This is a genomic window from Pseudodesulfovibrio aespoeensis Aspo-2 (assembly GCF_000176915.2).
Classification (GTDB): domain Bacteria; phylum Desulfobacterota; class Desulfovibrionia; order Desulfovibrionales; family Desulfovibrionaceae; genus Pseudodesulfovibrio; species Pseudodesulfovibrio aespoeensis.
In genome coordinates this window covers 35,206-48,277 of the sequence record NC_014844.1, presented here as the reverse complement: position 1 = coordinate 48,277, position 13,072 = coordinate 35,206, and the positions used below count along the sequence as shown (strand labels likewise).

Sequence of the window (13,072 nt, the reverse complement as noted above, 5' to 3'; positions counted from 1 at the left end):
ATGGTCATGACACAGGACCAGACCCCCCTGAGGATTCTCATCTGCATCGGCGGAGGCCCGGAGGCGTTCGCCGGGCTGAAGTTCGCGGCCCGGCTGGCCCGGCACAGCTGCGCCGACATCGGGCTGCTCTACGTCCGCGCCCAGGACAGCGGCCTGAACTCGGGCGGCATGGAGGTGCGCGTGGCCCGCCAGAACATCCTCGACTGGGGCCTGGAGCTGCCCGGCATGACCGCCCTGCGCAAGGCCCGCGACATCCTGCTTGAGCTGGGCGAGATCAAGGGCGAGGCCGAGTGGCGGCACGCGGAGATCAGCGGCGACCCGGCGGGCGAATATATCCGCGAGTACGAGAACCCGTGCGGCGGCACCGTGTCGCTCAAGCTGCGCATCAGCCCGGACGTGACCAGCACGGTGGCGGACGAAGCCGAGCGGTTCGACGCGGATCTGGTCATCGTGGGCGGCTCGCCCAAGCCGGTGGAGGGGCTGCGCCGATATTTCACGCCCAAGTCCCTGGCCCTGACCGTGGCCGCCCACTGCGCGCGGCCCGTGATCGTGGCCCGCCACCTGGAGCCGGGCCACGGCCACCTCGTCTGCGTGCAGGAGACTAAGCGCTCACAGGCCATGCTGGACCGCGCCGTGCGCTACGCCAAGGCGTGCGACTGCCCGTCCACCCTCCTGTCTGTGGCCCCGGACGAGGCCGGACGCGAGAGCGCGCAGCGCGCCGTTAACGAGGCCGACGCCTACTTCAGGGAACACGGCGTCACGCCGCACGAGCTGCTGGTGGAGGTGGGCAATCCGGCGGAAATCATCACCGAAATCGGGTACGACTTCTCCCTGATCGTCATGGCCGAGTCGGCCAAGCCGTGGTTTGCCAAGACCTTCAGCGTGGCCCACGAGGTGGCGGCCCGGGCCAGGAACTCGGTGCTCATCGTCAAATAGGCGCGCACGCGTCCGCCTACAGATCCACCAACTCCACCTGATGCTCGGTGATGGGCGTGCCCAGGAAGCGCGTGCCTGTGCGCGCGAACCGGGCCGCGTCGTCGGTGGTCAGGTAGGCGGTGTCGCCGCAGCCCGTGCCGGGCCTGCCCAGGTTCAGCCGGGCCAGCTCGGCATACACGGTCTCTGCCGTGGTGGCTGCGGAATCCACGATGACCACGGACGGGTCGAGCACGCTGCGGATGGCCGGAGCCAGCAGCGGGAAATGGGTGCAGCCCAGGACCAGGGTGTCTGGGATGACCGGGCTTTCCGTGCCTGAAGCGGGCCGGAATACGGGATGCAGATATCTGGCGGCCACGCCCTCGGCCACCGGGCCGTCGATCCACCCCTCCTCGGCCAGGGCCACGAAGAGCTGGCAGGGATGGCCCACAATGCGGGCCTCTGGCGCGATGGCGTGGATGGCGCGATGGTAGGCCCCGCCCGCAATGGTCGCCTCGGTGGCGATGACGCCGATGGCCTGGTTGCGGGTGGCCCGGCAGGCAGCCTGAGCGCCCGGCTCCACCACCCCGATGACCGGGATGCCGGGATACGCCTCGCGCAGGGGGCCGATGGCCACGGCAGAGGCCGTGTTGCAGGCCACCACCAAGAGCTTGATCTCCCGGCGCACCAGCTCTGCCGCGCACTGCACGGCGTAGCGCGACACGGTCTGGGGCGACTTGGTGCCGTAAGGCAGCCGCGCCGTGTCGCCCAGGTAAACCACGTCCTCGCAGGGCATCCGCTCGCGCAGGGCGCGCAGCACAGTCAGCCCGCCCACCCCGGAATCAAACATGCCGATGGGCAGTTTTGCCGCATTTTCCATGAATTCAGGCTCCTTGCCGGACCATCTGGTCTCGCGCCCGGCAAATCCAACACATTTTCCAGAAAAAGTCTAAAGAGATTTGCAGGAGTCTGGACAATGGCCGGGCCAGGGTCGCGGCTTGCTTCGCGACCCTTTGCCAGCCCGCTCCCGCGATAGGGCGGCACGCCCGCTGGAAACGGCCCTTTCCACAGACGACACGTCCCACGCGGTGCGCACCCTTCGGCGGCAGAAAATGGAACGCGAACCCGATGCGGAGGCTTTCCATGCGAGGACTTGGGTGTGCCTTCCGCACCCAGTGCCCTTGGTCGGCGAAGGAAAAGGAGTGAGCGCAAGGCGCGAAAAGCATCCCGGCTCGGCGCGGAGTATTCCTCCCCAAGGGGTTTGGATATCCCTTCCGCACCCTGCATCCCCGGTCGGCGGTGGAGAATGGGGTGAGTGCAAGGCGCGAAAAGCATCCAGGCCCGAAGCGTAGTCTTCCTACGCGAGGGTCTGGATGCTTTGAAGCAACGCAGCAATCACCCCATTATCCGCCGCCGACCATGCGTTGGGCCCAGTGGCGGGACTGGGCGTAGAGACGATCGACCTGGCTGGTGGTCAGGCCCAGGCGGCTGATGCGGCGGGAGGTGTCGGCCCAGTGGCCGCGCTCGTAGCTGTGGGCCAGGGAGAGCAGATCGTGGATCTCGCCCTCGCCGCAAAGGCCTTTGACGATGGACTCGTCCAGGGGCAGGGTGGCCAGGATGTCGTCCATGCGCATACCGAGCATGGTGTCGAGCAGCGAGAAGAGGCCGGAGATGAACACGGCGTCGGGCTTGCAGATCTTCTGGCCCGTTTCAGCGCACAACCCCTCGAGGAACCGGGCCCGCTGCACGGCCATAAGGGCCAGCTCGCCGGACCGGGATGCCGGGTTCATGTCAGCCAGCAGCACCGCGCTGAGCCACTGCCGGGCCTGGAGCATGCCCATCATGTCGATGGCCCGCTTGAGCGAGGTGACCTTCTGGCGCAGCCCGAACCCGGCGGAGTTGATGTAGCGGAACAGCCGGTAGCTCAGGTTGGGGTCGGACTGGAGTATCTCGCTCAACCGTTTGGGGTCAAAGTCCAGCCCGGAGAGCTCGCTCAGGAGTTGCAGCCGGGTCAGCTCCGAGGTGGAGAGCTTGCGCCCGGTCAGGATCTCCGGCCTGCTGAAGAAGAAGCCCTGGAACAGGGTGAACCCCATGCCGCCGAGCTGGCGGAAGGTGGCGTTGTCCTCCACCTTTTCGGCCAGCAGTCGGCAGCCGAGGCCGCCAATCCCGGCCACGGCGGCCCGGATGCGCTCCGGGTCGGCCCCCAGGGCGAGGATGTCGATCTTGAGGATGTCGGCCAGCTCCAGGAAAGGACGCAGTTCGGGCTGGCCAAAATAATCGTCCACGGCAATGGCGTAGCCCGCATCCTTGAGCCTGCGCACGGCGTCGAGCACCTCGGGCGTGGGCCTGACGTGCTCCAGCACCTCGACCACGCATCGGTCGCTTGGCAGGGCAAAGCCCACCCCGTCGAGCAGCATCTGCTCCGGGAAGTTGATCAGCACCTGTGCGGTTTCCGGCAACCCTTCCAGGGCCATGGACAGGCCGTCGGCAATGACCGCCGAGGTGGCCTGGGAATCGTTGGCGATCTCGGCCACATTGGCCTCGCCCGCGCGAAAGAGCAGCTCGTAGCCCCAGATGCTCTCGTCGGTCTGAAACACCGGCTGCCGGGCCACGAAAAAGGACTCGTACAGGGAATCTACATCAACCATTGACGGCCCCTCCTTGTTGCGCAGCGGCTAAAGAAGCGCTTCGCTGCGCCTGAGACCTTGCATGAAGCACGCTATGTCGTCGCGGCACTGGCCCACGATGGTGTCGAGATAATCAAGGTTGCGGTGGATGGCCTCGGTGTAGAAATCGCGGTCCACGCCAAAGCGGTGGTTGAAGTAGGCGCGCATGTAGCGGTCCACCCGGCCCAGGTCGTTGTCCAGCCGCTTGCGGGCCACGTCCTGGTAGAAGTTGCGCGTCTTGACCAGCAGGTCATAGGGCGTGTCATACCCGGGCAGCCGGGCCTCCTTGAATTCCTCAAAAAGCAGGAGCAGCTTCTCCAGGTAGTAGCGGTCCGCGATCTGGGCCAGCAGGTCCGCGCTGCCCAGAAACCAGCCCATCATCTGCATGGGCTCGGAGCGGAACGCGATGCGGGCGGGCGGCATGGCCAGGATGGTGCAGCGGATGCAGTCGGCCATGTCCTCGATGTCGTCGGCAGGCAGGGAGCCGTTCAGGTTCTGGCGCATGAACTGGATGGAGCGCTCCTCGTGGCCCACGGTGTACTTGGCCCCGGTGCCCAGGATGTCGTCCTCGGCCTGGATCAGCCCCACGTCGTGGTAGAGGCTGGCCAGCAGCCCCTTGACCGCGTCCAGCTCGGAGAAGCGCCAGCCCTCGCTCATGGCTCCGTGGATGAGCCGCGCCTGGGCCAGAACCACAGAGCAGGTGTGCTCGAAGTCGTGGTATTTGGTGTTGCTGGCCCTGTAGCCCGGATACTGCCCGTGAAAAAGGCTCTGCACGTCGGCAAAGGCCCGTCGCAGCAACGCGGGATCAGAGGCAGGGAAAAACTCCCGCAAACACTCCTCGGCCTCGCGCAGGACGCATTCGCCGTCAGCCGGGTCCACCATGTCGTAGAGCTTGGCGGGCTTCCCGCCCGTGGCCGCGTTGGGTGCGATCATACGTGTGCGGTCTCCTTGAACTTGTCGCGAATGGCCTTGATGACATCGAATATCTCGATGAATATTTCCACGATCTCCGGGTCGAAGTGGGTTCCGGCGTCCTTTTCAAGGATGGCCAGACACTTCTCGTCAGGAAAGGGGTCCTTGTAGGACCGGGGCGAGGCCAGGGCGTCGTACACGTCGGCCACGGCGCAGATGCGGGCGGCCAGGGGGATGGCCTCGCCGCTTAAGGATGCCCCCATGCTCGCCTCGGGCGACCACAGGTCTGGCAGGACCGTGCCGGGATAGCCGCCCCCGGCCCATTTCTCGTGATGGCAGCGGGCGATGTCGCTGCTCATGGCGTCCAGGCCCGAGGTCTGGTTCTTGAACAGTCTGGCCCCCCAAACCGTGTGCCACTTGACCGCCTCGAACTCCTCGTCCGTGAGCTTGCCCGGCTTCTTGAGGATGTTGTCGGAGATGCCGACCTTGCCCACGTCGTGGAGCATGGCGGCCAGCCGCAGGTTGTCACGGGTGCGTTTGATGTCCTTGGCGCTGTGTTTGCGGCGCGCGGCCCAGGTGCCGTATATCTCGGCGCAATAGGCGCCCACGCGCTGGACATGCGCCCCGGTCTCGGTGGGGTCGCGCAGCTCGGCCATCTGCATCATGCGCAGGATCAACTCGCGGTTCATGATGCCGCGCTCGATGGCCACCGAGGCATTGTTGCAAAACAGCGGGATATAGGTCTTGGCCTCGTCCGTGAACGGGCCGACCGCGCCCGCTTCGTTGCGCGCGTTGATCAATTGCATGACGCCCACCAGCCGGCTCTCCTGGGCAATGAGCGGGATGGTCAGCATGCTCGTGGTCCGGTAGCCGGACTTCTGGTCAAAAGACTTGTTAAAGGCAAAGGGCAGGGTCGGGTCCAGCTCGTAGGCGTCGTCGATGGCCAGGTTGCCGCGGGTCTTGGCCGCATAGCCGACAATGGATTTCTCGCTGATGGGGATGGCGAAATTGTGATACAGGGCCGCGTTGGCCGACTCGCCCTTGAACAGGGTGTCGTTCTGCACGTAGCTGAAGATGAGGCTGTCCTTTTCCACCAGAAAGATCGAGCCTGCGTCCGCATTGGCGAACCGCCTGGATTCGTAGAGAATCTTGTCGAGGATGGTATCGACATCCTTGAGCTGGTTGACCTCCTCGCTGGTCTTGAGGATGGTCAGGACAGCGCTGTCCGCGCACCTAAACTGATTATCCGGCATGGCATCACCTCTGCTGCGTTACCCCCATATCGCCCAATCCTCGTGAAAAATCAATGCGCTTCACTGGAGCACCCGGCACGGGCCTGGGCGCTCCCGGCACGGGCCATCGCCGGGTTTGCCAATGGCGCGCGCTGTGCTACGGTGGACCAAAGTATTGAAACCGGGGCGCACTCCATGACAATCATACTGGACTACCACGAACAAACCTCGCACAGCCGGGGGCGCATCACGGGCCGACCGCCAAACCAGGACAACCGGCCCATGCCCTTCAAACGGTACGCAGGCGTGCCCACCCTGACCGCCGGGGCCGACGCCGACCTGCCCGATGTGTCCCTCAATCAGGCCATGCTGGGCGCAGAGGGCACCGCGCTGCCGGACCGCGCCGACCTGCCGGGGCTGCTGGCCTCGGCATGCAGCCTGACCGCGGGCATCAGCCAGGCGCGCAAACTGCCAAGCGGCGCGGTCTTCCACTTCCGCACCGTGCCGTCTGCCGGGGCGCTCTTTCCTGCCGAGCTCTATCTTGCCGTGCAGAACGTCATCGGAATGGATGACGGAGTGTATCACTACTGCCCCATACTGCATGCAATGAGCCAGCTGCGGGCCGGGCCCGTCTTTGTTCAGGCAGAGAGTGATCGCGCGCCCATGGTCCGGTTCCTGCTCACCTCGGTGTTCTTTCGCAGCGCGTGGAAGTACGGGGCGCGCGCCTACCGCTACTGTCTGCTCGACACCGGGCACATGGCCCAGAACCTGCTGCTGGCAGCGGCCATCCACGGTCTGGGAGGCTCTCTGGACTATGATTTCGACGATGCGGCCATGAACGCCATGCTCGGCCTGGACCCCTCCCTGGAGGGGTGTCTGGCCGTGGTCCACGCCCTGGGCTGCGACCAGACCACGGCCTGGGCACCCCCGCCCAGGGCCACGGCGGACGACCTGCCCGGTTTCAGCCGGTGCGCGCCCAGGCCCGAATCGCCGCCCGAACTGCTCGACGCCCACCGGGCCACGGCCAGCTTTGCCCGCTGCCCCACGGGTCGGCGTCCCGGGCCGCCAGGGGAGTTCGTCCCCCTGGCCGATCCTGAGTTCCCGGCCTCCACCGCGGCCACCATCCTGGCCCGGCGCTCGCGCCGCGATTTCGTGTCCCGGCCCGCGCCAGCTCGCGACCTGACCGACCTCCTCGGCCTGCTCTGCCTCGACCAGGGGCCGGACTGCACCGGGGCTGTCCACGCCGGGTTCCTGGCCGACCGCACCAGCGGCCTGACGCCGGGCCGCCATGCCCTGCTCCGGGCGCACCACGCCACCACCCTGCTCGCACCGGGCAGCCTCCTGACCAAGGCGGCGCGCGTCTGCCTGGACCAGGGCTGGCTCGACACCGCCGCCCTGCACCTGACCTTTACCGCGGATCTGGCCGGGCTAGTGCGCCGCTGCGGCCCGCGCGCCTACCGCTATGCCCACCTGGAGGCGGGCCGCCTGGGCCAGCTCGCCTATCTGGCGGCCACGGCCAAGCGGCTGGGCGCATGCGGCATCGGCGCGTTCTTTGACCAGGAGGCAGCCACCCTCCTGGCCCTGCCCCAGGGCCACGCCCTCCTGTACCTTGTTGCGGTCGGTTGTGTTCGCAACCCCTGATTCTCCGAGGCAAGCCCGTATTTTGCAAAGCATGCCAGCCCGCATCGGCTGTTGCGGTCCCTTGTCGAAAACAGAAACCGCCCGGTGCGGCGGGAGCCGTACCGGGCGGAGCGCGTGTGCGGGAGAAAGCGGCCCGCGCCTAGCCGAGGATGGCCTTGAGGTCTTGGTCGGGCGTGGTGATGGCCGCGATGTTGTAGTTCTCCACCAGATAGTTGAGGACGTTGGGGGTGATGAAGGCGGGCAGGCTGGGTCCGAGCCGGATGTCCTTGATGCCCAGCGCCAGGAGCGAGAGGAGGATGGCCACGGCTTTTTGCTCATACCAGGAGAGGATCAGCGAGAGGGGCAGGTCGTTGACGCCGCAGTCAAAGGCCTTGGCCAGGGCCAGGGCGATCTGCACCGCAGAGTAGGCATCGTTGCACTGGCCCACGTCGAGCAGACGCGGAATGCCGTTGATGTCCCCCAGCTTCTTGTCAAAGAAGCGGAACTTGCCGCAGGCCAGGGTCAGGATCACGGTATCCTTGGGGGCCTTTTCCACGAACTCGGTGTAGTAGTTGCGGCCCGGCTTGGCGCCGTCGCAGCCGCCCACCAGGAAGAAGTGGCGGATGTCGCCGGACTTGACCGCGTCGATGACCGTCCCGGCCACGGCCATGACCGCGTTGCGGGCAAAGCCGGTCATGACCGTGCCCTTGTCCGTGTCTGCCGGGAACCCTGCCATGGACAGCGCCTTGTCAATGACCAGCGTGAAGTCGCTGTTCGGGACGTGGACCGCTCCGGGCCAGCCCACCAGACCGGTGGTGAAGATGGAATCCAGGTAGGTGGTGGGTTTCTGGATGCAGTTGGTGGTCATCAGGACAGCGCCGGGAAACTCGGCGAATTCCTTTTTCTGGTTCTGCCAGGCCGTGCCGTAGTGACCGGCCAGGTGCTTGTATTTCTTCAATTCCGGGTACGCGGTGCAGGGCAGCATCTCACCGTGGGTGTAGACGTTGATGCCCGTGCCCTCGGTCTGCTTGAGCAGGGTGGCCAGATCCTTGAGATCATGGCCGGAGACGAGGATGGCCTTGCCCTTGGTCGCTCCCAGCTTGACCTCGGTGGGTTCCGGGTGGCCGTAGGTGGAGGTGTTGGCCGCGTCGAGCAGCTCCATGGCCCGGATGTTGATGCGCCCGCATTCCAGGGCGGCCTCCACGCACTGGGCCAGGGTCAGGTCCGTGGACAGGGTGGCTGCCAGCAGTTCCTGGAGGGAGGCGTGGAGCTTCTCGTCCTCGTGGCCGAGGATGGCGGCATGGTCGGCATAGGCGGCCACGCCCTTGAGGCCGTAGGTCAGGGTCTGCTTGAGGGACTTGAGATCCGGGTCTGTCTCCGGGTCGTTTTCTATGCCATACTGCCTCCCCTGGGCCAGCAGCGCGTCAAAATCGGCGGCAGGATCGAGGGCGGCTGGACCGTCAAAGACAACGCCGGGCACGCGGACCTTGAGACCGTCGCGCAGGGCCACGCACTCCTCTATCAGCTTGACGAAGCGGTCGTCGTCGAAATTGACGTTGGTCAGGGTGGAGAAGACCGCCTCGGCCACGAAGCGGTTGACCCTGGAGTCGGTCACGCCTGCCTTGCGGGCGGCGATGGCCACCAGGGAAAGTCCTTTGGTCAGATGCAGGAGGAGGTCCTGAAGGGTGGCGGTGCTGTCGCTCTTGCCACAGACTCCGGCCTTGATGCAGCCGCCTTTGGCGGTCTGTTCGCACTGATAACAAAACATGTGTCGTCTCCTTATGGCTGGTTTCCGGGGTTACCGATTTCTGGGTTTTCGTGAATGGCAAGTTCAGAAGTACCGTTAACCAGACTACAAAAGTATGACTTGAGTCAAAAACCGCAGGAAAAAATCATCCTCTTCAGATTATAACGCGGACAGCTGGGTCAGGGGAACCGGGCGTTCTGAGCACACCGCCTCGTTAGCCGGACAACCTGCTGCGTCGCCAAGCTGCCAGGGGCCGCACACACGCCCTTTCTTTCACTCGCCGCATTTGCTAGGGATGGCTCAACTGAGACCATACCGGGTGTTGCCATGAACCGCGCTCTTCGAAACCTCATTCCAGGATGCTGCCTGGCCGTTGCCCTGCTGCTGGCGTGTCTCGCCCAAGCGGCAACGCCCCTTGCCGACGCCCGGCCCTCCGTGCGCAAGCAGATCCTGTTGCTCAATTCCTACCATCAGAACTTCCTCTGGAACGAGAGCATCTTCCGCGGCCTGACCGATGTGCTCCGGCCCAATGAAACGGGCATCATCCTGCATGTGGAGAACATGGACACCAAGCGCGTGGTGTTCAACGAACACTCCCAGCAGCAGTTGCGCGACGTGTTCGGGCACAAATACAGGGGCATGACCCTTGATCTGATCATGGTCACGGACAGCAATGCCTTCGACTTCATGCGCCGCTACCATCAGGCGCTGTTTCCAGAGGTGCCGGTGGTCTTCTGCGGGGTCAACTTCTTCACCCCGGACCTGATCGCGGACCACCCCCTGTTCACGGGCGTGGCCGAGACCCTGGACATCCGGGGCACCCTGTGGTGGGCGCTCAACCACCATCCCGGCACCGCATCGGTCCACCTGATCAACGACACCACGCCCTCGGGCCGGGCCGTGACCAGGGGCGTCAAGGCCGACCTGGCCACCTTTGCCCCGGATGTGACCCTGCACACCATGGAGGCCGCCGACCTGGACGAGCTGCTGGAAAAAGTGGACAAGCTGCCCAGAAACAGCCTGATCCTCTACGGCGTCTACTTCCGCACCCCGGAAGGCCGGTTCCACGACACCGCCGAGGTGCTGCGGGCCGTGTCCGCCAGGGCCAGCGTGCCCATCTATGGCCTCTACGACTTCGACCTGGGCCACGGCATCGTGGGCGGCATGCTCACCTCGGGCTATGCCCAGGGCCAGGCCATGGCCCAGATCGCCCTGCATGTCCTGGCCGGTCGCCATCCGCAGGACATCCCGGTCATCCGCGAGAGCGCGCCCAGGCCCATGTTCGACTACGAACAGCTCAGAAAATACCGCATCGGCATGGACGCCCTGCCCGAAAACAGCGAGATCATCAACCGCCCGACCACCTTCTATTCCGAACATATGAATCTCTTCTGGTTCGGCATGATCTTCACGGTGGTCCAGATGATCATCATCTTTGCCCTGATCGCCAACACCTCGCGCCGCAAGCGGGCCGAGACCGAATTGCGCAAGACGCACCAGTCCCTGGAGGAACGGGTGCGCGAGCGCACGAGCGAGGTCAAGGAAACCATGGAGGCCCTGCGCACGGTCTTTGACGCCTCCCACGACGCCATCTTCATCCACGATGTCACGGGCCGCATCCTGGAGGCCAACGAGCGCATGCTCAAGATGTACGGGCTTTCCGCCGACCAGATCCACGACGTGTCCATCGCCCGCGACATCTCAAGCCGCGACAACGCCGTGTACCGGCTGTCGTCCTACTGGCGCTCGGTGCTCAACGGCGAGCCCCAGAACTTCGAATGGAAGGCGAGACGCCCCCACGACGGCGCGGAGTTCGACGTGGAGGTCTACCTCAACCGGATCGTGTTCCACGGTCAGGAGGCCATCCTGACCAACGTCCGCGACATCACCGTGCGCAAGGAGTCCGAGAACCGCATCCGCCAGACCCTGTCCAAGTTCGAGGCCATCCTGGAGAACTCGCTCATGGGCATCGCCATGTCCAAGGGGCGCAGGCTGGCGACCATCAACCGGCGCGGGGCGGAGATTTTCGGGCGCACCCCGGCGGAGTTGGTGGGCAGCGAGCTGGCCGCGCTCCTGTCCTCGTCCAACGCGGTCACGGATTTCGTGCGCACGGCCCGCGATGCCCTGTCGCAAAGCGGCGAGTTCAACACCGAGCAGGCCTTTCTTGACAGCGAGGGCAACACGGTCTGGTGCCGCATGTACGCCAAGGCCGTGGACCAGGGCAGCCTGGACAAGGGCGTCATCTGGGCCTGGGACGACATCACCGCCCAACGCCGCGCCCAGGACGACCTGATGCGCGCCCGCGAGGACGCCGAGGCCGCCAACCGCGCCAAGAGCGAATTCCTGGCCGCCATGAGCCACGAGATCAGGACGCCCATGAACGCCATCGTGGGCATGACCGACATCACCCTGCAAACCAGCCTGACCACCGAGCAGCGCGACTATCTCAAGACGGTCATGGACTCGGCCCAGCACCTGCTCGGCATCATCAACGACATCCTCGACCTCTCCAAGATCGAGGCGCGCAAGCTCTGCCTCGACCGGGTGGATTTCGACCTGCCCTCCCACGTCCGCACCACCCTCAAGGGGTTGGAGATGCAGGCCCGGCAAAAAGGGCTCGACTTCGTGCTCGAACTCGACCAGGACGTTCCGGCCTGCGTCAAGGGCGACCCCCTGTCCCTGCGTCAGGTGCTCATGAACCTGGTGGGCAACGCCATCAAGTTCACCCACAAGGGGTCCATCCGCGTCCTTGTCAGCCCGGCCCAGGCGCAGCCCGACGCCGACGACCAGCGCACCGTGGGGGTGCGTTTCGAGGTGGCGGACACCGGCATAGGCATCCCGGAAAGCTTCATGGGCACCATCTTCCAGAGCTTTTCCCAGACCACACGGGCCTTTGGCGGTACGGGGCTGGGCCTTGCCATCTGCAAGCAGCTCATCGGGCTGATGGGCGGCGACATCTCGGTCACCAGCACGATGGGCAGGGGCAGCGTTTTCTCGTTCGTGGTCCGCCTGGAGCCGGGCGTGGCCTGCCCTGTGGACGAGGAGCCCGGCCCGGTCCGGCCCCCGGCCCCGTATCGCCCCCTGCACATCCTGGTGGCCGAGGACAACGAGGTCAACATCATGGTCACCACCCTCCGGCTCAAGGAGATGGGCCACTCCTTTGCCCTGGCCAAGACCGGTCTCGAAGTGCTCGAACAGCTCCGCCGGGAACCCTTTGACCTCATCCTCATGGACATCGAGATGCCCGTGCTCGACGGCATCTCCACCACCAAGGCCATCCGCGCGGCCCTGCCCGACGGCCCCATCCCCAACCCGGCCATCCCCATCATCGGGGTCACGGCCCACGCCCTCAAGGAATTCCGCGACAGGAGCCTGGACGCGGGCATGGACGACTATGTCGCCAAACCGGTCAACTTCAACGAGCTGGCCCTGATCATCAATAGGCTGGCCGGGGGCGACACAGGCCAACCAGCCCCGCCGGAGGCAAATCCGCAGCCGGACGCGCCGGAACCGGCTGACGCACCGACCGCGATGCCGGACGCGCCGGACGCACCCTGGACGCCAGGGCTGGCCATGGAGCGGCTGGGGGTGGACGAGACCGTGTTCCAGGGATTCCTGGATACGGCCCGGACCGAGCTGACGGCCATGGAGCTTGAGCTGCGGCAGGCCATGGGCGCAGGCAATGATGCCGGCGGGGCGGCCCTGGCCCACACCATCGGCTCCATCTGCGCGTCCATCGGCGCATCTCGGGCGGCGCGGGCCGCCAGAAGTCTGGAAGCCGCCTGCCGTGCGCAGAACGAGGCCCGGCCTGCCCTTGAAGCCCTGGAGGCGGAGATGGCCTCCCTGCGCGGGCTCATGGACGGAAACTGAGCCACTCCTGATATAACGGGTTTTACACCTTCGCCCGGTTGGGCTATGCACAGGGTTCAGTGGACCGAGGCCAGCCTTGCCGGAGCGTTCCGGCCAATCGGCGGCAGACCTTG

8 protein-coding genes are annotated in these 13,072 nt (G+C 65.6%); 3 read left to right on the top strand and 5 right to left on the bottom strand.

Features of this window, described 5'->3' with window-relative positions:
* Positions 1–6 precede the first annotated feature (6 nt).
* Positions 7–936, top strand: a complete 930-nt coding sequence (locus DAES_RS00200; protein ID WP_013513006.1) for a universal stress protein — start codon at positions 7–9, stop codon at positions 934–936.
* Positions 937–952: 16 nt separating this feature from the next.
* On the opposite strand, the gene murI is transcribed toward DAES_RS00200, so the two are convergent.
* From murI to DAES_RS00180, 4 genes are all read right to left on the bottom strand, one after another.
* On the bottom strand, positions 953–1,792 hold the full coding sequence (gene murI / locus DAES_RS00195) for a glutamate racemase (protein ID WP_013513005.1): 840 nt from the start codon (positions 1,790–1,792) through the stop codon (positions 953–955).
* A gap of 523 nt (positions 1,793–2,315) precedes the next feature.
* On the bottom strand, positions 2,316–3,560 hold the full coding sequence (locus DAES_RS00190) for an EAL and HDOD domain-containing protein (RefSeq protein ID WP_013513004.1): 1,245 nt from the start codon (positions 3,558–3,560) through the stop codon (positions 2,316–2,318).
* A gap of 27 nt (positions 3,561–3,587) precedes the next feature.
* Positions 3,588–4,511, bottom strand: a complete 924-nt coding sequence (locus DAES_RS00185; RefSeq protein ID WP_013513003.1) for a hypothetical protein — start codon at positions 4,509–4,511, stop codon at positions 3,588–3,590.
* A complete protein-coding gene (locus DAES_RS00180) occupies positions 4,508–5,743 on the bottom strand; it encodes an HD domain-containing phosphohydrolase (RefSeq protein ID WP_013513002.1) in 1,236 nt (411 codons plus the stop codon). The genes DAES_RS00185 and DAES_RS00180 overlap by 4 nt, the downstream gene beginning before the upstream one ends.
* Positions 5,744–5,917: 174 nt before the next feature.
* On the opposite strand from DAES_RS00180, the gene DAES_RS00175 reads away from it, so the two are divergent.
* On the top strand, positions 5,918–7,363 hold the full coding sequence (locus DAES_RS00175) for a SagB/ThcOx family dehydrogenase (protein WP_041271286.1): 1,446 nt from the start codon (positions 5,918–5,920) through the stop codon (positions 7,361–7,363).
* 139 nt (positions 7,364–7,502) lie between these two features.
* On the opposite strand, the gene hcp is transcribed toward DAES_RS00175, so the two are convergent.
* Positions 7,503–9,110 carry a hydroxylamine reductase gene (hcp, locus tag DAES_RS00170; protein WP_013513000.1) on the bottom strand — a complete coding sequence of 536 codons (1,608 nt, stop codon included), beginning with the start codon at positions 9,108–9,110 and terminating at the stop codon, positions 7,503–7,505.
* A 306-nt stretch (positions 9,111–9,416) separates the two neighbouring features.
* Here hcp and DAES_RS00165 point away from each other — a divergent pair, with 306 nt between their 5' ends.
* Positions 9,417–12,959, top strand: coding sequence for a PAS domain S-box protein (locus tag DAES_RS00165; protein WP_013512999.1), 3,543 nt, complete (start codon positions 9,417–9,419; stop codon positions 12,957–12,959).
* Positions 12,960–13,072 lie beyond the last annotated feature (113 nt).